Source organism: Micromonospora sp. RV43 (genome assembly GCF_001029515.1).
Taxonomy (GTDB): Bacteria; Actinomycetota; Actinomycetes; order Mycobacteriales; family Micromonosporaceae; genus Micromonospora; species Micromonospora aurantiaca.
Map to the genome: position 1 here is coordinate 1 of NZ_LEKG01000134.1, position 21,656 is coordinate 21,656.

A 21,656-nucleotide genomic window follows, 5' to 3' on the forward strand; every position below is an offset into this window, starting at 1 on the left:
GGGGTACCCCGCCCCGCCGATCCCCCGCTCACCTCCGGGGACGGGAACCCGCTGCACCGCTGGGGACTGGTGCTGGGAGCCGTGCTGCTGGCCGTGGTGACGGGTGTGGGCACCGCGCTGGCGATCACCAGTGGTCGCGACGAGACGCCGCAGGCGGGCAGTTCCACCGAGGCCGTCGCCCGCCCCTGGGACCGCCCGCCCGGGCCGGGCGTGCCGCCTCCGCCGTTCCCCTGCGTCCGGCCCGACGTGGCCGGCACGCCGGTCCGCAAGGGGCCGCCACCGGACGACCCGCCGGTGACCGTTCCGACCGGCTGGGTCTGGCCCGCCGACACCGGCGGCTTCCGCATCGCCCTGCCCGCCGGCTGGCTGCAACTGCGCTCCGGCGACACCACCTGCTTCCAGGACCCGGAGACGCGGCGCATCCTGGGCGTCGAGCCGTACCCGGGCGGTGATCCGGTGGGCCGGCTGAAGTCGTCCGAGCGGGATCTGACCTCGGCCGGCCGGCTGCCGCATTACCAGAAGGTCCGGCTGGAGTCCGACGGTCCCGGCGCGGCGTGGGAGTGCCGCTGGACCGCGCCCTACGGGGAACGGATGCGCGCGTTGCGTGTCCTGCCCGGCGAACGGGCCGGCTGGACGCTCGGCTGGACCACCTCCGACGCCGACTGGCCCGCCGCCTCGAAACAGTTCGCCGTCATCCGCGCGAGCCTCGGCACGGTCCGGCCCACCCGTACCGCGGGCTGATGCGGCGGCCGCGGCGCGCCTTCCCCAGTGGACCGTCCGGCTGATGCCCCGCTGTCACACGGGCTGACTACAGTGGCGTAGTTTTCTGGATCAAGATCTTCGGGAAGGGCGAGCCGAGATGATGGGACCGTCCCACGCGCTCTCGGGCGCGGCGGCGTGGCTGACCGGCTCCTGGGCGATGGCCCAGTTCGCGGACTACCACCAGACACCGCTGGCCCTGGCGGTGGGCACCGCGGTCTGCGCCGGTGGGGCGCTCTTCCCCGACCTCGACCTGTCCGGGAAGGTCACCCGCAACCAGGGCGGCGCCACCGTGGCCCGCACGTTCGGTGTGGTCAGCCTCTTCGTCGCCGAGGTGATGGAGAAGATCTCGCTCGGCGTCTACTACGCCACCAAGCTCAGCAAGGATCCCCGCCGCAACAACGGGCACCGCACGCTGACCCACACCATCCCGTTCACCGTGCTCGTCGGCTGGGGCACCACCGCGCTCTGCGCCCACTACGGCAAGTGGGCGGTGGTCGGCATCCTCTTCTTCATGATCGGCCTGGCGCTGCGCGGGCTGTTCGACCAGTGGGCCGAGCGCGCCGGCTGGGTGGTGGTCACGCTGGTGTCCGCCGCCGCGGCCTGGTTCACGTTCGCCAACCTGCCCGGCGACCGGGGCTATCCGATGATCGGGCTCGCCGTCGGCGTGGGCTGTTTCGTGCACATCCTCGGCGACATGATCACCCGGGCCGGGGTGCCGATCCTGTGGCCCATCCCGATCAAACGCCGGATGTGGACGATGATCGGCCTGCCCAACAAGATCGCCCTGCGTACCGGCAGCAAGGCCGAGACGGTGGTGCTGCGCACCGCGATGACGATCCTGGCCGTGCTGGCCGCGGTGGGGCTGGTCGCCCCGTCGGTGCTGCAGCGCTTCGACATCCAGGTGTAGGTCAGCCCGCCTCGGCGCGTACCGGGCGGGCGGTGGCCGTCCGGCGCCGGATCAGGCGGGCGGTCCAGCCCACGCCGCGGGCGGTGAGCGCGTACGCCGCCGTCGGCGGGAGGACCAGCAGTGCGGCGATCCCGGCCACCAGCGGCACCCGGGCGCCGGGCACGTCCGTGGCGACCGCCACCGCGGCTGCGTACCCGGCGGCCAGCACGACCGCGACGAGCCCGGCGAACGCGAGCGCCGGACCGGTCCGCCGCCGACCCGCTGCCGCACCGAGAGCGACGGCCGGCGCGAACAGCAGCGGCAGCGCGGCCACGCCGAGCAGCGCCGCGATCAGCACCAGCAGCGGCCCGGCCAGCGGGCCACCCGGGTCGGCGCCGGTGACCAGCGCGTACGCCAGCAGGCCGAGGTAACCGGCGACCGCCTTCGCGACGACGACGAGCCAGGCCGCCGTGGCTCCCGCGAGATGACGAGCGACAGTGGTGCCCACGTTGTCCCCTCCCCCGTGCGGACGGCGCCACGACCGTCCCATGGGAACGGTAGCGCCCGGGGTGGCAGCAGGAAGGGGCCACCCAGCATCACTCTGGGTAGGGAAGCAGGCATCGTCGATCGCCCGGGAGGACGATCGACGACGCGCTAATGCGCATTAGTGCCGAGGTCCGCCTACTGTCGCTCGCCCGGTCGACCCTTGTCAAGATCCCCGCCCGAACAGCCGCTGGAGAAAGTCGAGCGCGGCTACTAATGCGCATTACTCCAGGGAGTTCATCGAACGGAAATATTCCGGCCACCCCTTGACAGGACGCCGGGACAGCAGAGAGGCTCCATCCCGACCCGATCGCTAATACGCATTAGCGGAAGTGGAAGGACCGACGTGACCCCTCCCCCCAGGCGTGTCACCCAGCGTGACATCGCGCGAATGGCCGGCGTCAGCCAGGCGACCGTGTCGCTGGTGCTCAACAACCGCACCGACGCCGACGTCCGGATCGCGCCGGAGACACGGGACCGGGTGTTGCAGGTCATCGCCGAGACGGGGTACGCCGCCGACCCGGCCGCCCGCCGCCTCGCCTCCGGGTTCAACCGGATCATCGGCGTCTTCACCTACGAGCCGGCCTTCCCCAGCGGCAGCCGGGACTTCTTCCACCCGTTCCTGCTCGGCATCGAGGAGTACGCCGAACGGGTCGGCTGCGACCTGCTGCTGTTCACCAGCGCCCCGGTGGTGGACGGCCGGCGGCGCATCTTCCACCAGGACAACCGGCTGCGGCTGGCCGACGGATGCATCCTGCTCGGCCGGGAGATCGACGGCGCGGAGCTGCTCCGGCTCAACCGCGACGGGTTCCCCTACGTCGCCGTCGGGCGCCGCGACGACGCCGGCGGGCCGGTGCCCTACGTCGGCGCCGACTACGCCAGCGCGGTCCACCGGCTGGCGGAGCGGGCGCTGGACCTGGGGCACCGGCGTCTGACGTACGTGGGCATGGGCACCGCGGCCGAGTCCTCGCACGACCGGCGCAGCGGTTTCCACGCCGGCGCGGCCGGCGCGGAGAGCGCCCGCCAGATCACCGCGACGGCGGAGACCGCCCGCGCCACCGTGGACGATCTGCGGGCCGACGGCAGCACCGTCGCCTTCGTGGAGGACTTCGCCACCGCTGTGGCACTGGAGTCGGCCGCCCGCCGCAAGGGACTGACGGTGCCCGGTGGCCTGTCCGTCGTGACACTCGGCGACCCGACCGTCCCGGTGCCCACCGACATCACGTTCACCGGGTTCCGCATCCCGCGCGAGGAGATGGGCCGCCAGGCCGTCGAGGTGCTGACCGGCGTCATCGACGGCAGCGCCGGCGGCCTCCAGCAACGGCTCCTGCCCTGCGAACTCGTCGAGGGCGACACCCTCGGCGTCCCTGGATCGGCGGCCGACCGGCGCTGACACGCCCGGCCGCGCAACTGGAAGGAAGCAAGTGGTACTAATGCGTGCGGACGTCCTCGTCGTCGGGGGCGGACTGGGCGGCGTCGCCGCGGCGCTGGCCGCGGCCCGTGCCGGCCGGTCCGTCATCCTGACCGAGGAGTTCGACTGGCTCGGCGGGCAGCTCACCAGCCAGGCGGTCCCGCCGGACGAGCACTCCTGGATCGAGCAGTTCGGCGCCACCGCGAGCTACCGGGAGCTGCGCGACGGCATCCGCGACTACTACCGCCGCCACTACCCGCTGACCGAGCGGTCCCGGGCGTGGACCGACCTGAACCCGGGCGCCGGCTGGGTGAGCCGGCTCTGCCACGAGCCCCGCGTCGCGGTCGCCGTCCTGGAGCAGATGCTCGCGCCGTACCGGGGGTCCGGGCGGCTGACGGTGCTGCAGCCGTACCGGCCGGTCGCGGCCGAGACCGACGGCGACCGGGTCACCGGCGTGACGCTCGCCCACCGGGACCGCGACGAGCGGATCGAGGTGGAGGCGCCGTACGTCCTGGACGCCACCGAGACCGGTGAGCTGCTGCCGCTGACCGGCACCGAGTACGTGACCGGGTTCGAGTCGCAGGCGCAGACCGGTGAGCCGAGCGCGCCCGCCGAGGCACAGCCGCTGAACATGCAGGCGGTGTCCGTCTGCTTCGCGCTGGACCACGTCGACGGCGACCACACCATCGACCGTCCCGCCGGTTACGACTTCTGGCGCGACTACAAGCCGGACTTCTGGGGCGACCGGCTGCTGTCCTGGCGGTCGCCGCACCCGCGCACGCTGGAGATCGTGGAGCGCAGCTTCACGCCGAACCCGGACGACGACCCGCTGGGCGTCAACGCCGACCAGCGGCTCAACCCGGGCGACGGCAACCTGTGGACGTTCCGGCGCATCGCGGCGCGGCGCAACTTCGTCGACGGCGCGTACGGCAGCGACATCACGCTCGTCAACTGGCCGATGATCGACTACTTCGAGGGCCCGGTCATCGACGTGCCGAACGCGTCCTGGCACCTGTCCCAGGCGCGCGAGCTGTCGTACTCCGTCCTGTACTGGCTCCAGACCGAGGCGCCCCGCCCCGACGGCGGCACCGGCTACCCGGGGCTGCGGCTGCGCGGCGACGTGACCGGCAGCCCCGACGGGCTGGCGCAGGCGCCCTACATCCGGGAGTCGCGCCGCATCCGCGCCGAGTACACGGTGGTCGAGCAGGACCTCTCCCTCGCGGTACGCGGCGAGCACGGCGCGGTGAGCTACCCCGACTCGGTCGGCGTCGGCATGTACCGCATCGACCTGCACCCGTCGACCGGCGGCGACAACTACATCGACGTCGGCTCCTGCCCGTTCGAGATCCCGCTCGGCGCGCTCATCCCGCAGCGGATGGAGAACCTGCTGCCGGCCGGCAAGAACATCGGCACCACGCACGTCACCAACGGCAGCTACCGACTGCACCCGGTCGAGTGGAACGTCGGTGAGGTCGCCGGCCTGCTGGCCGACTTCTGCCTTGCGCGGGGCGAGTCCCCGCGCGCGGTCCGCGGCACCCCCCGCCTGCTGGCCGAATTCACGGACCGCATCTCGGCCGCCGGCGTGGAATGCCGCTGGCCGCAGATCGCGGGCTACTGAACCCCCGGTGAGGAGAAGAAAGTGAGATACGGAAGACTGTCCGGCCTGGTCGCGGCGACCATGACCGGTGTGCTCGCCCTGACCGCCTGCGGCGGTGGCGGCGACGCGAAGGACGACGGTCCGGCGAGCCTGCGGATGACCGTCTGGTCGGCGAACGAGGCGCACCTCAAGCTGTTCAACGAGATCGCCGACGAGTACCGCAAGAACAACCCGGACGTCGCGGAGATCAAGTTCGACCCGCTGCCGTTCGAGAACTACACAACGACGCTGACCACGCAGATCGCCGGCGGCAACGCGCCGGACCTCGCGTGGATCTTCGAGAACTCGGCGCCGGACTTCGTCGCCTCCGGCGCGCTGAGCCCGCTCGACGACACCTTGAAGAAGGCCGACGGCTACCAGTACGACGACCTCTCCCCCGCCACGCTGAAGCTCTGGCGAAACGACGGGAAGCTCTTCGCGTACCCGTTCTCGACCTCGCCGTTCGGCGTGTTCGTCAACAACGACATGCTCAAGAAGGCCGGGCAGAAGACCCCGGCCGAGCTGATCGCGGCCGGGCAGTGGAACTGGGACACCGCGCTCGCCGCGGCCGGCGCCACAGCGGCGAAGTCGGGCAAGGCCGGGCTCGTGGTCCGCGACTTCGACTACAAGGGCTGGGACAACCTGGCCACGTTCTGGACCGGCTGGGGCGCCCAGGCGTGGAGCGAGGACGGCCGCAGCTGCGGGTTCAACAGCCCGGAGATGGTCGAGGCGATGACCACGCTGCACAAGGCGATCTTCACCGGCAAGGCGCTGCCCGGTCCGGGCACGACCGCCGACTTCTTCGCCGGTGACGCCGCCATGACCGTCACCCAGATCTCCCGCGCCTCGCTGCTGAAGGAGAACGGCTTCGACTGGGACCTGGTCCCGCTGCCGGCCGGCCCGAAGGGCCCGTACGCGGTGGTCGGCCAGGCCGGCATCGGCGTGATGAAGAAGAGCCCGCACGCCGAGCAGGCCGCCGACTTCCTGGCCTTCTTCACCAACCCCGCCAACTCGGCGAAGCTGGCCCAGTTCTTCCCGCCGCCGCGGCAGTCCCAGCTGACCGCCGAGACGCTGGCCAAGACGAACCCGAAGCTCAAGCCGGAGCAGCTGCAGAAGGTCGTCATCGACGGCATCACCAACGGAACTGTCAAGCCCAGCCACTCCGGGCAGGCCGAGCTGAGCCAGCAGGTGCGCGCCGCGCTCGACCCGCTGTGGAAGGCGGACGCGGACGTCAAGGGCGTACTCGACGGCGTCTGCTCCAAGATCCAGCCGCTGCTGGCGAAGTAGGGCCGAGGATCATGACCCAGACGGACACCAGGGTGGGCCCGGCTGCTGCCGGGCCCACCCCGGGCCGGGCCCGGCCGTTCTGGACCACCCGCCGCCGGGACCAGCTCACCGGATACCTGTTCATCACCCCGCAGCTGCTCGGCAGCGTGGTCTTCGTGATCCTGCCGCTGGTCCTCGTGGTCTGGTACAGCCTGCACGAGTGGAACGTGCTGGCCGGCAGCTTCGACTACATCGGCACCGACAACTACGCCGCGCTGGCCGACGACCCCAACCTGGGCCCGGTGCTGCGGTCGACCGGCCTGTTCTCGGTCGGCCTGGTCGTGTTCAACCTCGGCCTGGCGTTGCTGCTGGCCGTCCTGCTCAACCAGAAGCTGCGCGGGACCATCGTGTTCCGCACCCTGTTCTTCTCCCCCGTGGTGGTCTCGCTGGTCGCGTGGACCATCGTCTGGGGCTTCCTGCTGCAGGACAACGGCGGCATCAACGGCCTGCTCGACACCATCGGCGTCGACGGCCCCAACTGGCTGCGCGGCGAGGGCACGGCGATGCTGTCGGTGATCGTCGTGCAGGTGTTCAAGAACGTCGGCCTGAACATGGTGCTGTTCCTGGCCGCCCTGCAGGGCGTGCCGGCCGAGCTGTACGAGGCCGCCGAGGTCGACGGCGCGAGCCGGATGCGCCAGTTCTGGCGCATCACCGTGCCGCTGATCAGCCCCACGATCATGCTCACGTCGATCATCACGGTGGTCGGCTCGCTGCAGGTCTTCGCGCAGATCGCGGTGCTCACCCAGGGTGGGCCCGGCACCTCGACCACTGTGCTCGTCTACTACCTCTACCAGCAGGCCTTCCAGTTCCATCACTTCGGCTACGGCGCCACGCTGTCGATCCTGCTGTTCGTCATCGTGCTCGCGCTGACAGTGCTGCAGTGGCAGATGCGCAAGAGGTGGGTCTTCCATGAATCGTGACCTGTCCCGGCGGACCAAGCTGGTGCTCTACGGGGTGCTGATGGTCCTGGCCGTCCCGTTCGTGTTCCCCACCTGGTGGATGGTCACCTCGTCGCTGAAGCCGGTGGCGGACATCTTCTCCTTCCCGCCGCAGCTGCTGCCGACCGATCCGCGGCTGGACGCGTACCAGCGGGTGTTCGAACTGCAGCCGTTCGGGCAGCAGTACCTGAACAGCCTCTACATCGCGCTGCTGGTCACCGTCGGCACGCTGGCCGTGGCGTCGCTGGCCGGGTACGCGTTCGCGCGGATCCGGTTCCGGGGACAGAACGTGCTGTTCCTGGTCGTCCTCGCGGGCCTGCTCATCCCGAGCGAGGTGACGATCGTGCCGCTGTTCCAGATGTTCTTCAAGCTCGACCTGATCGACACCCACTGGCCGCTGATCCTCGTGCCGATCTTCGGGGCACCGAGCGTGCTGGCGACGTTCATCATGCGGCAGTTCTTCATCAGCCTCCCCGGTGAGCTGGAGGAGGCGGCGCGGGTCGACGGGCTGGGACGCTTCGCCACGTTCTGGAAGATCGCGCTGCCGCTGTCCCGGCCCGCGCTCGGCGCGGTGGCCATCTTCACGTTCCTGCACAGCTGGAACCTGTACCTGGAACCGATCGTGTTCCTCTCCTCGCCGGACAGGTTCACCCTGCCGCAGGCGCTCACCCAGTTCGTCGACGCGTACGGCGGTCCGATGTGGGACGTCCAGCTCGCGGCGGCGTCGATGACCGCGCTGCCGGTGCTGGCGGTGTTCGTCATCGCGCAGAAGCAGTTCGTCGAGGGCCTCGCGCACACCGGTCTGAAGGGATGACCGGTCCGGTCGTCGGGATCGACATCGGCGGCACCAAGACCGCCGCCGCCCTGGTCGGTCCCGGTGCGCGGGTGCTCGGCCGCCGCGAGGCGCCCACCCCCGCGCGCGGCGGGCCGGCCGCGGTGCTGGACACCGCCGCCGGCCTGGCCGCGGACCTGCTCGCCGCCGCCGGCCCCGGGCCGGTCGGGGTGGGCACCGCGGGCACCGTGGACCCGGCGACCGGCGTCATCCGGTACGCGACCGACAGCCTGCCCGGATGGGCCGGCACCCCGGTCGCCGACGAGCTGGCCGCACGGCTGGGCCGGCCGGTGCGCGTCACCAACGACGTCGCCGCGGCGGCGCTCGGCGAGTGCTGGGCCGGCGCCGGACAGGGCCGGGGGCACGTGCTGCTGGCCGCCGTCGGCACCGGCCTGGGCGGCGCGATCGTCAACGACGGGCGGGTCGAGGGCGGCGCCCGGGGCGCGGCCGGCCAGCTCGGGCACCTGCCGGCACCGGGCGCACAGCGGCTGCGCTGCGGCTGCGGCCGGTACGGGCACCTGGAGGCGATCGCCTCCGGCACCGGCCTGGCCGCCGCGTACGCGCTCGCCGGCGGTGACCCGGTCACCGGCCGGGAGGTGGCGCGGCGCGCGGCGGCCGGTGACGCGACCGCCCGGCAGGTCGTCGACCGGGCCGGCGCCGCGCTCGGCGCGGCCCTGGCCGGGCTCGTCGCCCTGCTCGACCCGGACGCGGTGGTGGTCGCCGGCGGCGCCGCCGCCACAGTGCTTCCCGCCGCGACGGCCGCCTACCGGGCGGAGCTACCAGGCGGCTGGGCGCACGTGCCGCTGCTTCCCGCGGCGCTGGGCGCCGACGCGGTGGTGGTCGGCGCCGCCCGGCTCGCCACCGCACCGATCCACCACGACGGAGGAACAAGCACGTGAGTGTCCTGGACGAACTGGCCGGCGGGCTGGTCGTGTCCTGTCAGCCCCTGCCCGACGACCCGGACGACCCGATGCGCGACCCGTACGTCCAGGCCCGCGTGGCGGCCGCCGTGGTCCGCGGCGGCGCGGTGGCGGTCCGGGTCAACGGTCCCGACGACGTGCGGGCGGTACGCGCCGCCGTCGACGTGCCGGTGATCGGGTTGTACAAGCACGGCACGCAGGGCGTGTTCATCACCCCGACCGCCGGGCACGCGCTGGAGGCGGTGCGGGCCGGGTCGCACGTCGTCGCGGTGGACGCCACCGACCGCCCCCGGCCCGACGGGTGGACCTTCGCCGACACCGTCCGCGCGGTGCACGAGCAGAGCGACGCGCTGGTCCTGGCCGATGTCGCCACTGTGGCCGAGGGCGTCGCCGCCGTCGAGGCCGGCGCGGACGCGGTCGCCACCACGCTGTCCGGCTACACGCCGGCCGGCCCACCGATCGACGGGCCCGACCTCGGGCTCGTGGCGCGACTCGCCGCGCTGCTGCCCGTACCGGTGATCGCCGAAGGGCGCTACCGGACCACGGAGCAGATCAGCCGGGCCTTCGAGGCGGGTGCCCACGCGGTGGTGATGGGCAACGCCGTCACCTCACCGCTGTGGATCACCCGCCGGCTGGTTCCGGCCACCCCCCGGGCGGCGAGCGCGCCGGAGAAAAGGGAGCATCGATGAAGAGAAGAACCCTTCTTGCGGCCACCGGCGCGGCCGGCCTGGCCACAGTCGCCCTCGGCGGCCCCGCGTTCGCCCGGCCCGCCGGCCGGCGGCCGAGCGTGGCGCTGGTGCCGCTGGACGACCGGCCGGTCAACACGTACTGCGCGGAGATGACCGGTGCGAGCGCCGACGCCGAGGTGCTGCTGCCGCCGCGGAACCTGCTGGGCCGTTTCTTCACCCCCGGTGACGGCGCCGGCATCGCCCGCTGGCTCGACGGCACCGACGGCACCGACGGGTACGTGATCTCGGTGAGCATGCTGGCGTACGGAGGGCTGATCGCCTCGCGTACCGCCGCACCGGCCCTGGCCGACGCGTTGCGCAACCTGGAGGCGATCCGGCGGCTGCGCGCACTCCGGTCGGACGCGGTGATCGAGGTGCACGACACGATCCAGCGGCTCGCGATCACCAGCACCGGCACCGACCTGGACAACTACCGTGACCTGCTGGTCCAGTGGGCCAAGCTGTACGACCAGGTCGTCAACCTGGGCCAGGAGTCGCTGCGGGGCCAGCTCGACGCCGTGCGGGCGCGCATCCCGGACGCCGTGGTCGAGGACTACCTGGCCGCGCGGGCACGCAACCACCAGGTCAACCGGCTGATGGTGGAGTGGGTCGCGGACGGGACGATCAGCCACCTGGTGCTCTCCGAGGACGACACCGCGCCGGTCGGCCTGGCCCGCGCCGAGCGGGTCGAGCTGGAGGCGCTGGTGGCGCGGCTCGGCGTCGGCGACCGGGTGGAGATCTTCCCCGGCGCCGACGAGGTCAACGCGCTGCTCGTCGCGCGGGTCGTCGCCGCCGGCGCCGCGCCCACCTACCGGGTGGAGTACGCCGGGGTGTCCGGCGAGGGCTGGACCGCCGCGCTGGAGGGCATCCCGTTCGCGGAGAACATCCGCCGGCACGTCACCTCGGTGGGCGGCCGGATGGTGACCGGCGACGCGGACATCGTCCTCGCGGTGAACACCCCCTCGGCGGCGGCCGGGCAGCGGGCCGCCGACCTGGACGCGTTCGTCGGCCGCATCGGTGAGCTGCTGGCCGCCGGCACCCCGGTGATCGTGGTGGACCCGCTGATCGTCAACAAGGGCGACCACGACCTGGTGTCCCGGATGGAGGCCCGCCTGGACCTGCCGGCGCTGCTGTCGTACTCGGGGTGGAACACCGGCGGCAACGCGCTCGGGCTGGCGCTCGCGCACGGCACCGCGCGGTGGGCGTACCTGCGCTCGTCCGGCAGCGGCTTCGGCGTGCCGGAGCTGCGCGGGCCGGCCCAGGCGCACGCCGAGTACCTGCTCTACCGGTTCGTCAAGGACGACCCGTGGAAGAACGTGGTGCAGGTCGAGGCGTACGCGCACGCCCGGGCGCAGGGCTGGGATCCGCTGGCGCTCACCGCCGAGCAGAAGCGCTACTTCGACGGCTGGGTACGCGACCGGCTGGTGCCGCTGACCGAGCGGTACTTCGCCGACCACTTCGCCGGGCGCGAGCTGGTGCTCGGGGTACGCGGACGCAGGACGTTCACCGCGACGCTGGACCGGGTCACCGCGGTGCGGGTCGAGCTGCCGTGGGACCGGCTGTTCGAGGTCACGCTGGAGCCGAGCCTGCGGCTGCGCTGATCGGTGCGGGTGCGGGTGCGGTCCCCCGGGGCCGCACCCGCCTCAGCGGGGCGTCAGGAGGCAGAACTCGGTGCCGTCCGGGTCGGCCAGCACCACGTCGTCAGCGGTGTGTTCTCCCGTACCGGCCCGGGTCGCGCCGAGCGCCAGCAGCCGGTCGATCTCCGCGTCCCGGTCGCCGTCCGCGACCAGATCCAGGTGTACGCGGTCCCGCCCGCCGCTGGGCATCAGCGGCGGGCCGCTCCAGGTGACCTTCGCGCCCCCGCGCGGCGACTGGATCGCGGTCTCCTCGTCCTGGTCCCAGACCAGCGGCCAGCCCAGCGCCTCGCTCCAGAAGAGGCCTGCCGCCCGGGTGCCGTCGCAGTTGACAGCGCCGACCGGGCCGCAGCCGGCGAGGAAGTTGTTGCCCGCCTCGATGACGCAGAACTCGTTGCCCTCCGGGTCGGCGAGCACCACCTGGTCGTCGTCCGGCCCCTGGCCGATGTCGATGTGCTGCCCGCCCAGCGTCAGCGCCCGGTCGACGGTGTCCCGCTGGGCCTGCGGCGAGGCGCTGGTCAGGTCGAAGTGGATCCGGTTCTGCACTGTCTTCGGCGCAGTGCTGGGCAGGAACCGGATGCGGAAGTCGCTGTGGGCGTCGCCGCCCAGCGCCACGCCTTCGCGCGGGTCGTCGAGGATCTCCCGGCCGAGCACCCCGGACCAGAACCGCGCGAGCCGCCGTGGGTCGCCCGCGTCGAGGCTGACCGCGTAGAGGTGAACCGCCATCCGCCCGTCTCCGATCCGCCGCCGTCGTCGGCGGCAGGTCAGGAGCGTAGGCCGGGCGGCCCGGCCGCGCAGCCGGATTTTCCCCCGCTGTCGCGTTACTTCGCCGGGAGGGTGCGCGCGAAGCGGACGCCCCTGCCGACCCAGCGGGTCAGGTCCGGGTCGCGCTCGCAGGCATCGGGCGACACGGTGACCCAGCCCCGCATCTCCCGGCCCCGCATGACTGTCGCCTCGGCACCGGGCTCGGCGAGCGCGCGCTCGGCCTCGGCCGGGTCGACCCGGACCATCAGGCCGCCCGCGCCGCGCACCACCACCGCCATGTTGCCGCGCAGCATCATCGCCAGGCCGCCGAACATGCGCCGCTCGGTGATGCCGGGCTCGTGCCCGAGGGCTTCCCGTACCCGGTTCGCCAGGTCCTCGTCGTAGGCCATGACGGCATCGTGGCATCCGGGTCCGACAGCGGGGCGCGCCTCAGGCGCCGACGCGCTGTTCGGGGATGGACAGGCCGTACAGCGCCATCAGCTCCGGGCTGTCGATCCGGCTGCCGTCGGCCACCGCGTCGCAGGCGATGTCGACGATCTGGTCCTTGTGCGCCAGCAGGTACGGCCGCGCGCCGACGTCGGCGCTGGCCAGCGTGGCGATGCCGGACCAGTGCCGGCGGCCGAACAGCATCGGGTAGCCGCGCAGCCCGTCGTAGGTGGCGCAGACCAGCACGTCCGGGTACGGCAGCGCGGTGACCCGGCGGACCGCCGCCGCGGTGAGCCCGGGCATGTCCACAGGCACCACGACGACCGCCTCGATGTCGTCGTCGGTGAGCGCGGCGAGCCCGGCCCGGATCGAGGAGCCCACCCCGGTGCCCCAGGCACGGTTGACCACCACAGTGGCGCCGCTCAGGTCGGTGGTCTGCCGCACCTGCTCGGCCGCCGCGCCCAGGACGACCACGACCTGTGCGCAGCCCGCCTCGGCCATCGTGTCGATCATCTGGCTGACCAGCGGCTTCTCGCCCTGGTGCAGCAGCGCTTCGGGTCCGCCGATGCGGCGGCCGCCACCGGCGGCGATGATCATTGCAGCGATCCGGTTCAGCGGTGCCCCCTCGATCAGGGGACGGACCGGGCACAGCCGCCCGGTCCGTCCCGTCGTACGCACACCGGGCCCAACGAGCGCGGCCGGGGGCGGGTAGCGGGGCAAAACGGAAAATTGCGTGACTATGCCGCGTCCGCGTAGCAGTCCACTGTCGACAGGTCGAGCGGGAACCGGACCGGGGTGTCGCCGAACAGCAGCCGGGTGGCCCGCCCGCCGGCGGCGGTGACCGCCTCGGCGACCGCCGCCGCCTGCCCGGCCGGGCAGTGCACCATCACCTCGTCGTGCTGGAAGAAGACCAGCTCCGCCTCCGTGCCGGCCAGCTCGGTGCGCAGCGTCGCCAGCAGCGTGGAGGCCCACTCGGCAGCAGTGGCCTGGATGACGAAGTTGCGGGTGAAGCGCCCCCGCGAGCGGGCCGCCCGGGCCGACGGGCTGTGCGGATCGGCCCCGCCGTCGGGCATCGCCTCCTCCCCCTCGGCGAACCCCGCCGACCCGGGCGGGCAGGTGCGGCCCAGCCAGGACCGGACCAGCCCGCCCGCCTCACCGGTGCGCGCCGCCGCCTCGACGTAGCCGAACGCGGTCGGATAGTTCTTCCGCAGCACCGCCAGGGCCGGCACGGCCGCCCCGCCGGTCTGCCCGTACATCGCCCCGAGCAGGGCCACCTTGGCCTTCGCCCGGTCACCGGCGAACGCGTCCCGGGCCAGGGCGGCGTAGAGGTCACCGGCGCCGCCCGCCGCCGCCAGCCGCTCGTCGTCGGAGACCGCCGCGAGCACGCGCGGTTCGAGCTGGCCCGCGTCGGCCACCACGAACGTCCAGCCCGGGTCCGCCACCACTGCCTGCCGGATCACTTTCGGGATCTGCAACGCCCCGCCGCCCCGGGTCGCCCACCGGCCGGAGACCACGCCGCCCGGTACGTACTCCGGGTGGAACCGGCCGCCGGAGACCCAGGCGTCGCGCCAGGCCCAGCCGTGCGCCGTCCAGATCCGGTACAGCTCCTTGTATTCGAGGACCAGCGGCGCCGCCGGGTGCTCCACCCCGCGCAGCACCCAGGCGCGCGTGTTGGGCAGATCCACGCCCACGCGGGCGAACGCCCGCAACAGCTCCGCGGGCGAGTCGGCGTGCACCTGGCGTACGCCGAACGCGTCAGCGATCCGGGCCTGCAACTCGGCCAGCCGGCGCGGTGGCCCGCCGACCGGGGACGGCTCGCCGAGCAGGTCGGCCAGGATGGCGTCGTGCACGTCGGCGCGCCAGGGCAGCCCGGCAGCACCCATCTCGGCCGCCACCAGCGCGCCCGCCGACTCGGCGGCCACCAGGAGCCGGAACCGGCCGGGATGGGTGGTCGCGGCGATCCGGGCGAGCTGGTCGGCGTACACCCGGGTCAACGCCGTGATGCCCGGACCGGGCGGGCCCGACGGCGGCTCGAAGAGCGCGGCCTGGGCGTGGCCCGGCGGCTCCGGCGGGCGGGGCGCCGGGTCCGGCGGGACCGGCGCTCCGGTGACCCGGGCCCAGGCGGCTGGCAGCGCGCGGGGCTCGCCCCACCGGCCCGCGTGCCCGAGCAGCAGCGCCTCGGTCAGCTCGACGTCGTGGCAGCGGTCGAGCCGCACCCCGGCGCGCAGCAGCGCCGGGTAGACGCCCGCCCAGGCGGCCCAGACCCAGCGGGGGTGCCCGGCGGCCTCCCGGGCGGCCACGGCGGCGGCCAGGTCGGTGACCTCCTCGGCCGGGCCGGACGGGGTGCCGTCGGCGTGCAGCGGTTGCAGCACGCCGCCGCCCCGCTCGTCCGCCACCACCGCCACCAGCACGGACGCATTCTGCCCCCTCCCCCTGACACGCTCCGCGTGTAAGGAAGGGCCCCCTCTTAACGCCTGCGGTAGAGGAAGGGCCCCTTGTTAACGCTGCGCGTTAACAAGGGGCCCTTCCTTACACCCCGGAGGGTTACTTGCTGACGCCGGCGGTGAGGCCGGACTGCACCTGGCGCTGGAAGACGATGTACACGATCAGCACCGGAAGCATCGCCATGGTGACACCGGCGAAGAGTCCGCTCCAGTCGGACTTGTAGCCCTGGTTGACCGACAGCTCGATCAGACCCTGGGCGATCACCTGGTTCTTCGGCTCGCCGGACACCGACTGCATGAGCAGCGTCGGCAGGTACCACTGGTTCCACTGGCCGAGCACGTTGAAGATGCCGATGCTGATCAGGCCCGGCTTGGCCATCGGCAGCATCACGCTGAAGAACGTGCGGGTGTGCGAGGCCCCGTCGACCTGGGCCGCCTCGGCGATCGAGTCGGGCAGCGTCCGGAAGAACGAGTGCATGAAGAAGATCGTGAACGACAGCGACCAGGCCACGTAGACCAGGATCAGCATGAGGTGCTTGTTCGGGCCGAGCAGCGGGAGGCTGACCCCGGTGTTGTAGACGCCCTTGAACAGCGGCACAGCGGCCAGGTAGATCGGCAGCGTCAGCCCGGACAGGAACATCCAGTAGATCAGCCGGTTGCCGCGGAACTCGTAGCGCGCCAGGGCGTACGCGGCCATCGAGCCCAGCAGCATCGTCAGCGTCACGCTGAACACGAGCACGAGCAGCGTGTTCAGGAAGAAGCTGTCGATCCCGGCAGTCCAGGCGCGGGCGAAGTTGTCCCACTGCAACGCGTCGGGGATCAGCGACAGCGGCTCGCGGATCACCTCGGAGTCGGTCTTGAGCGCCGACATCACCACCCAGAGCAGCGGGTAGACCACCATGATCGCCCAGACCGCGAGGAACAGGTGCGAGAAGCCGTTGAAGATCCGGCCGCCGAAGCCGTTGCCGACGTCCTTTGGCCGCCGGTCCGCCGGCGGCCGGTCCGGCGGCGCCGTGTCGGACCGGGCCGGGCCGGAGGTGTGGGTCACAGTGCTCATCGTCCAGACCTCCTCAGTACTCGATCCGCTCACGGCGGGTGATCCTCAGCTGGAGCGCGGCCAGCAGGATGGTGAAGATGGCCAGCGCGACGGCGATCGCGCAGGCGTAACCGAACTGGCCCTTCTGGAACGCGTTGAACTGGATCACCGAGGCGAAGATCTCGCTGGCGTGGTTCGGCCCGCCCTGGCTCGGCGTCATGACGAAGACCAGCGCGTACATGTCCAGCGCGATGAAGCCCAGATAGACCCAGGCGACCGAGATGCTGTCCCGCAGCAGCGGCAGGGTCACCCGGAAGAACGTGTGGAACCGGCCCGCGCCGTCGAGGATCGCGGCCTCGTAGATGTCCTTCGGGATGGACTGCATCGCGGCGGAGAACAGCACCATGTAGAAGCCGGCGCCGCTCCACACCGCGATGAACAGCAGCCACCAGAGCACCGCCGGCACGCCGAGGAACGGCTCCGGGTCGGCGGTGAAGGCGATCGGGTTGTCCGCGTCGACCAGCCCGATCTTGATGAGCAGGCCGTTGATCAGGCCCTGCCCGTCGGTGCGGTAGATCTGCTGCCACATGACGGCGATGACCACCAGCGACAGCACCTGCGGGAAGAAGAAGATGACCTTGTAGAGCCCGGAGCCGAACACCCCGCGGATGCCGGCCCTGTCCTCGCGTCCGCCCACGTTGAGCAGGAACGCGAGGAACAGGGCCAGCGCGATCGTGAACAGCGGCACGGTGACCAGGAAGAACACGTTGTGCCAGAACGCCTTCCGGATCAGCTCGTCGGAGAACAGCCGGACGTAGTTGTCCAGCCCGACGAAGCGCTGGGAATCGGAGTACCCGCCCCAGTCGGTCAGCGAGTAACCCGCCGCCTGGGCGAACGGCCACACCACGTAGAACAGGTACAGCGCGACGGGCAGGGCCAGGAAGCCCGTGACGAAACGCGCGACTCCGTGCCGCATTGGACTCACTTCCTCGCGGTGATCAGGCGGTGCGGGTCTGCTTCTTGATCGACGAGTCCTTGGCGACCTTGTCGGCGGCCGCCTGCATCTTGTCGACGAACTGCTGCGCGGTCAGGCGGCCGGCCATCAGCTCCTCGGAGAGGTTCTGGCTCTCCTTGTCCAGGTCGGCGTAGAAGTCCGGGAACTTCACCGAGATCAGGTCCGAGCTGCCGTTCTTCATCAGCGAGTTCGCCGACGCCAGCGCGGTGTCCTGGACGTTGTCGCCGGAGCCCTTGGTGGAGGCCAGCGACTTGGTCAGCTCGGCGAACTTCGCCGAACCGGCCTTGGAGAGGATGGCCCGCAGGAACTCCTTCGCGGCCTCCTTGTTCGGCGCCTTGCTCGGCACCACGAAGCCCTCGCCGGAGGAGGCGAAGACGTCCTTTGCGGCCTTGTCCCCGCTCTTGCTCCAGTAGTCGGAGATGGTCATCTCGAAGCCCGGCGGGATGGTCGCGGCCATCTCGTTCTTCAGCCAGGTGCCGACCTGGATGAAGGCCGCCTTGCCGTCCAGGAACGCCTGCTGCGACTGGGTGTGGTCGAGCTTGCCCGGCAGCAGCAGCTTGTCCTTGACCAGCTTCTCCCACGGCTCCAGCGCCGCGACGATGCCGTCGGCCTTCCAGGCGCCGTCCTTCAGGTTGTCGATGTCGACGACGGCCTGCTTGCCGACCGCCTTCCAGATGCTGGCGAACAGCGCCCAGCGCGGGTAGTAGCCGTGCACCGCGTCGTGCACGTACGGCGCCATGCCCTTGGCCTTGATCTTCGGCGCGAGCGCGAAGAACTCGTCCCAGGTGGTCGGCGCCGTCCAGCCCTCCTTCTTGAACAGCGCGGCGTTGTACCAGTTGCCCCACACCGTGTACGCGACGTTCACGACGTAGAACTTGCCGTTCTGCGTACCGTCGGCGACAGTGCCCGGCAGCAGGCTGTCGGCCACAGTCCCCTCGCTGTCCCAGGCCGGCGCGGTGAGCAGGTCGTCCAGCGGCTCGATCGCGCCCTCGTTGATCAGCGTGCTGCGGTCCATCATGTCGGCGCCCGAGTTCATCACCAGATCGCTCGGCTGCGTCGCCATCTTGGGCTGCTCTTCGGTCTTGATCTTCTGGGTCGAAGACATGTTGACCGTGATGTTCGGGTGCTTGGCGTTGAAGATGACCTTGTCTTCCTTGGCCCACTGGTCACCCAGGCCACCGTTGAAGACGACCACCTTGACCGCGCTGCCGTCCTTGACGCCGAACGGGTTGTCCTTGCTCTTGGCCGCGCCGCCGCCGTCGGACTTGCTCGGCTCGCTGCCGGCGCACGCGCTCAGCAGACCCGCCGCCGGTACGGCCAGCAGACCGGCCGCCGCGGCGCGCCGCAGCAGGGTCCGACGGCTGACGTCGCCGAACTTCTCGGGGGAAACCGACATCTTGTCTCTCCTTGTGGGTCGGGTCAGGCGGTCCGCCGGAGACGCCCGGCGTACCGCGACTCGAGGGCGAGGTTGTGCTCGTCCCCACCGGGGACGTTGGCGGAGAGGTAGACAGGGGGTACCTCTCCGGCCTGGTGGAACCGTCGTACGACCTCGGCGGTCAGCAGCTGCGCCAGCAGCGCCGCGGTGACCGACGAGACCGCACAGACCGCGCCGCCGCCCTCGAGCGGCAGCAGTGCGTCGCCGTACGGCGCGCCGTTGTCCAGCACGACGTCGGCGAGGTCGGCGAGCCGGTGCCCGGAGGGGTGCCGAGGAGCTACCCGGGCGGTGTGCTCGACCGAGGTGACAGCGATCAACGGATGGCCGCCGCGCTTGACCAGCGTCGCCAGCTCGACCACCGAGCCGTTGATGCCGGACTGCGAGGCGACCACGAACACGTCCCCCGGCTGCGGCGCCGCCAGGGCGTAGAGCTGGTGCGCCACGGCCGGGTCGCGTTCCAGCTTCGGGTCGGCGAGCACGTCGCGTGGCGCGTCGCCGTGCAGCACGAGGTCGTGCAGGGAGAGCCGGTTGGCGGGGACCAGGCCACCGGCCCGGGCGACCAGCTCGGCGGCGAACGCCTCCGAGTGGCCGGCGCCGAACGCCTGGAGCACGCATCCTGCGCGCAGCCCGGAGGCGATCAGGTCGGCTGCGCGATCCACCGCCACGGCCTGGCTGTCCACCAGCCGGTCGAGCACCGGGCGGACCGCGTCGGCGTACCGCTGGGCACTGATCATGAGAGGGCCCCCTTCGCGGCCTTGTGCCCGTCGACGGCCTGAGCGGTACGCCGGAAGGCCGCGTGGGCGCGGTCGTGGGTGCGCTGCGCCACCGCGATGTAGAGCAGGTCGAGCACGACGAGCTGCGGGTGCCGGGCGGAGAGCGCGTCCGGCCGGAACGTGGTGGCCTGGCTCGCGGTCACCAGCACGATGTCGGCCAGCTCGGCCAGCGGCGAGCGGGGAAAGCCGGTCAGCGCGACTGTGGTGGCCCCGCGACTGCCCGCCTCGGCCAGCAGCTCGATCGTCTCCCGGGTCTGCCCGGTGTGCGAGATGCCGAGCGCCACGTCCCCGGCGCCCAGCAGCGCGGCACTGGCGAGTCCCTCGTGCACGTCGCTCCAGGCCCACGCGGCGACGCCGATGCGGTGCAGGCTGAACTGCATCTCCTCGCCGACGAGCGCGCTGCCGCTGGCCCCGAAGATGTTCACCCGGCTGGCCCCGGCGATGGCGACCGCCGCGCGTTCCACCTCGGCCAGGTCGAGCAGCGCGGCGGTGTCGTGCATGGCCCGCGTGTCGGCGGCCATGATCTGGTCGAGCACCCGGGACAGCGGGTCGCCGGGCTGGATCTCCCGTCCGATGTCGACGGTCCAGCCGGCCGAGCGGGCCCGCCCGGTCTCGGCGGCGATGCCGAGCCGCAGGTCGGCGTATCCCTCGAAGCCCATCGCCCGGCAGAACCGGGTGATGGTCGCCGGTGACGTGCCGCTGCGCTCGGCCAGCTCGACGATGGTGGCCCGGGCCGCCGCCTCCGGGTCGCTGAGCACGTGCTCGGCAACCCGGCGCAGCGCCCCGGTCAACTCCCCCGTACCGGCCCGGACCCTGGCCAGCACCCCGTCGGCGCCCAGCCGGTCGGCCGGACCGGCATCGACCACCGCGGTCGCCGCGGAAGTCTCCACCTCGTGCTCGACCATCGGCGGAAGCCTTTCGGAAAAGAGTGTTAACTGTTAGTGGTAAAAGTTCTTACTGAAGGGCCCTCCGTGTCAAGGGCGTGGGCGAAGTTTTCAAACTGTTACCTGGCGCACCGGCGCGATCTTGCGCCCGGCGACGCGGCCGACCAGCATGAGGACCATGTCGGACACCGTCGTGCTCGGCCTCGATGTCGGGGGCACGTCCACCCGCGCGACCGCGCTGAGCCTCGACGGCACGCGTCTGGGCGCCGGCCGGGCCGGCGGCGGCAACCCCACCAGCCACGGCGCCGAGCGGGCCGCCGCCGAACTGCTCGCCGCCCTGCGCGCGGCGCTCGCCGACATCGACCCCCATCGGGTACGCGCCGGCGTCATCGGCCTCGCGGGGGCCGGCCGCCTCCTGGCCGACCCGCGCGGCCGGGACGCGTTCGACCACGCGTGGGCCGAGGCGGGGCTGCGATGCCCGTACACCGTGCACGGCGACGCGCTCGTCGCCTACGCCTCCGGCACCGCCGCCCCGGACGGCACGGTGCTCGTCGCCGGCACCGGCGCCATCGCCGCCCAGGTACGCGACCTGCGGCTGGACCGCACCGCCGACGGCCACGGCTGGCTGCTCGGCGACGCGGGTTCCGGGTTCTGGCTCGGCCGCGAGGCGGTCCGGCGGCTGCTGACCGACCTGGACCGCGCGGAGACCCCCGGTGAGCTGGGACGCCGGGTGCTGGCGGAGCTGACCGGCACGACCGCTGTGGACGCTCAGCCGCGCGCGACGGCCGGAGCCGTGGTGCAGGCGGTGACCCGGCGGCCGCCTGTGGAACTGGCCCGGCTCGCGCCGCTCGTGGTGTCGTCGGCACGGGACGGGGAGCCGGCAGCCGCCGCGCTGATCGCCGAGGCCGCGGCGCTGCTGGCCGAGAGCGTGTCCCGCATCCGCCCGCCCGGCGCCACCGAACCGGTGGTGCTCGGCGGCGGGCTGCTCACCGGCGACACCCCGCTGGCCGGCGCGGTACGCGCGGAACTGGCCGAACGGTGGCCCGGCGCACCGCTGCACGGCGCCGGGGACGGGGCGGCAGCCGCGGCCTGGCTCGCCGCCCGGGACCTGCCCGAGGTGACCGACCCGACCTCACTGCGGCTGCTCGCCGCCGGCGTCGGTCCGGATCCGGCCCTGCCCAACCACACGTGGTGGGAGCAGATCCGCCGGGCGGACTGGCCGACCCGGGTGCACGCCGCGCACGCCCTCGGCCTGGCCCGCC

General features: G+C 72.4%; 20 protein-coding genes and 1 pseudogene. 11 read left to right on the forward strand and 10 right to left on the reverse strand.

Annotated features, from left to right (window positions below; all coding sequences use genetic code 11):
* Positions 1 to 741, forward strand: a pseudogene (locus ABD52_RS37635) (serine/threonine protein kinase); the annotation flags it as partial.
* Between the two features lie 118 nt (positions 742 to 859).
* On the forward strand, positions 860 to 1,669 hold the full coding sequence (locus ABD52_RS26635; protein WP_013287322.1) for a metal-dependent hydrolase: 810 nt from the start codon (positions 860 to 862) through the stop codon (positions 1,667 to 1,669).
* A gap of 1 nt (position 1,670) precedes the next feature.
* Here ABD52_RS26635 and ABD52_RS26640 read toward each other — a convergent pair whose 3' ends face one another.
* Positions 1,671 to 2,156 (reverse strand): hypothetical protein, encoded by a 486-nt coding sequence (locus ABD52_RS26640; RefSeq protein WP_047893602.1) that lies wholly within the window; start codon positions 2,154 to 2,156, stop codon positions 1,671 to 1,673.
* Positions 2,157 to 2,537: 381 nt separating this feature from the next.
* Here ABD52_RS26640 and ABD52_RS26645 point away from each other — a divergent pair, with 381 nt between their 5' ends.
* Genes ABD52_RS26645 through ABD52_RS26680 form a run of 8 tightly spaced genes read left to right on the forward strand, consistent with a single transcriptional unit; the run spans position 2,538 to position 11,583 of the window.
* Entirely contained in the window at positions 2,538 to 3,584 is a 1,047-nt protein-coding gene (locus tag ABD52_RS26645) for a LacI family DNA-binding transcriptional regulator (protein WP_047893603.1), read from the forward strand.
* 40 nt (positions 3,585 to 3,624) lie between these two features.
* Positions 3,625 to 5,220, forward strand: coding sequence for an FAD-dependent oxidoreductase (locus tag ABD52_RS26650; RefSeq protein WP_030272743.1), 1,596 nt, complete (start codon positions 3,625 to 3,627; stop codon positions 5,218 to 5,220).
* A gap of 21 nt (positions 5,221 to 5,241) precedes the next feature.
* On the forward strand, positions 5,242 to 6,525 hold the full coding sequence (locus ABD52_RS26655) for an ABC transporter substrate-binding protein (RefSeq protein ID WP_013475970.1): 1,284 nt from the start codon (positions 5,242 to 5,244) through the stop codon (positions 6,523 to 6,525).
* An 11-nt stretch (positions 6,526 to 6,536) separates the two neighbouring features.
* Entirely contained in the window at positions 6,537 to 7,484 is a 948-nt protein-coding gene (locus ABD52_RS26660; protein WP_047893604.1) for a carbohydrate ABC transporter permease, read from the forward strand.
* The gene (locus ABD52_RS26665) at positions 7,474 to 8,316 is read left to right on the forward strand and encodes a carbohydrate ABC transporter permease (protein WP_047893605.1); all 843 of its coding nucleotides are present in this window, start codon (positions 7,474 to 7,476) and stop codon (positions 8,314 to 8,316) included. The genes ABD52_RS26660 and ABD52_RS26665 overlap by 11 nt, the downstream gene beginning before the upstream one ends.
* The gene (locus ABD52_RS26670) at positions 8,313 to 9,233 is read left to right on the forward strand and encodes an ROK family protein (protein ID WP_047893606.1); all 921 of its coding nucleotides are present in this window, start codon (positions 8,313 to 8,315) and stop codon (positions 9,231 to 9,233) included. Before ABD52_RS26665 ends, ABD52_RS26670 begins: the two co-directional genes overlap by 4 nt.
* Positions 9,230 to 9,943, forward strand: coding sequence for an N-acetylmannosamine-6-phosphate 2-epimerase (locus ABD52_RS26675; protein ID WP_047893607.1), 714 nt, complete (start codon positions 9,230 to 9,232; stop codon positions 9,941 to 9,943). The genes ABD52_RS26670 and ABD52_RS26675 overlap by 4 nt, the downstream gene beginning before the upstream one ends.
* Positions 9,940 to 11,583 (forward strand): DUF4127 family protein, encoded by a 1,644-nt coding sequence (locus ABD52_RS26680; protein WP_047893608.1) that lies wholly within the window; start codon positions 9,940 to 9,942, stop codon positions 11,581 to 11,583. The genes ABD52_RS26675 and ABD52_RS26680 overlap by 4 nt, the downstream gene beginning before the upstream one ends.
* A 42-nt stretch (positions 11,584 to 11,625) precedes the next feature.
* Here the strand turns inward: ABD52_RS26680 and ABD52_RS26685 are convergent, their stop codons facing one another.
* From ABD52_RS26685 to ABD52_RS26725, 9 genes are all read right to left on the reverse strand, one after another.
* Positions 11,626 to 12,342, reverse strand: a complete 717-nt coding sequence (locus ABD52_RS26685) for a VOC family protein (RefSeq protein WP_047893609.1) — start codon at positions 12,340 to 12,342, stop codon at positions 11,626 to 11,628.
* A 95-nt stretch (positions 12,343 to 12,437) separates the two neighbouring features.
* A complete protein-coding gene (locus ABD52_RS26690) occupies positions 12,438 to 12,770 on the reverse strand; it encodes a TfoX/Sxy family protein (protein WP_013287333.1) in 333 nt (110 codons plus the stop codon).
* A gap of 40 nt (positions 12,771 to 12,810) precedes the next feature.
* The gene (locus tag ABD52_RS26695) at positions 12,811 to 13,404 is read right to left on the reverse strand and encodes an NTP transferase domain-containing protein (RefSeq protein ID WP_013287334.1); all 594 of its coding nucleotides are present in this window, start codon (positions 13,402 to 13,404) and stop codon (positions 12,811 to 12,813) included.
* Positions 13,405 to 13,544: 140 nt separating this feature from the next.
* Entirely contained in the window at positions 13,545 to 15,218 is a 1,674-nt protein-coding gene (locus ABD52_RS26700) for a bifunctional 3'-5' exonuclease/DNA polymerase (protein WP_235437566.1), read from the reverse strand.
* 133 nt (positions 15,219 to 15,351) lie between these two features.
* Positions 15,352 to 16,308 carry a carbohydrate ABC transporter permease gene (locus tag ABD52_RS26705; RefSeq protein ID WP_047893610.1) on the reverse strand — a complete coding sequence of 319 codons (957 nt, stop codon included), beginning with the start codon at positions 16,306 to 16,308 and terminating at the stop codon, positions 15,352 to 15,354.
* A 13-nt stretch (positions 16,309 to 16,321) separates the two neighbouring features.
* On the reverse strand, positions 16,322 to 17,263 hold the full coding sequence (locus ABD52_RS26710) for a carbohydrate ABC transporter permease (protein ID WP_013287337.1): 942 nt from the start codon (positions 17,261 to 17,263) through the stop codon (positions 16,322 to 16,324).
* Positions 17,264 to 17,285: 22 nt separating this feature from the next.
* Complete coding sequence (gene ngcE / locus ABD52_RS26715; RefSeq protein WP_013287338.1) at positions 17,286 to 18,698, reverse strand: N-acetylglucosamine/diacetylchitobiose ABC transporter substrate-binding protein; 1,413 nt, start codon at positions 18,696 to 18,698, stop codon at positions 17,286 to 17,288.
* Between the two features lie 23 nt (positions 18,699 to 18,721).
* Entirely contained in the window at positions 18,722 to 19,471 is a 750-nt protein-coding gene (locus tag ABD52_RS26720) for an SIS domain-containing protein (RefSeq protein ID WP_013287339.1), read from the reverse strand.
* Complete coding sequence (locus ABD52_RS26725) at positions 19,468 to 20,415, reverse strand: MurR/RpiR family transcriptional regulator (RefSeq protein ID WP_013287340.1); 948 nt, start codon at positions 20,413 to 20,415, stop codon at positions 19,468 to 19,470. Before ABD52_RS26725 ends, ABD52_RS26720 begins: the two co-directional genes overlap by 4 nt.
* 157 nt (positions 20,416 to 20,572) lie before the next feature.
* Between ABD52_RS26725 and ABD52_RS26730 the strand changes: the two genes are divergently transcribed.
* Positions 20,573 to 21,656 (forward strand): N-acetylglucosamine kinase (locus tag ABD52_RS26730; RefSeq protein ID WP_235437567.1); only part of this gene is annotated, 1,084 nt, incomplete at its 3' end.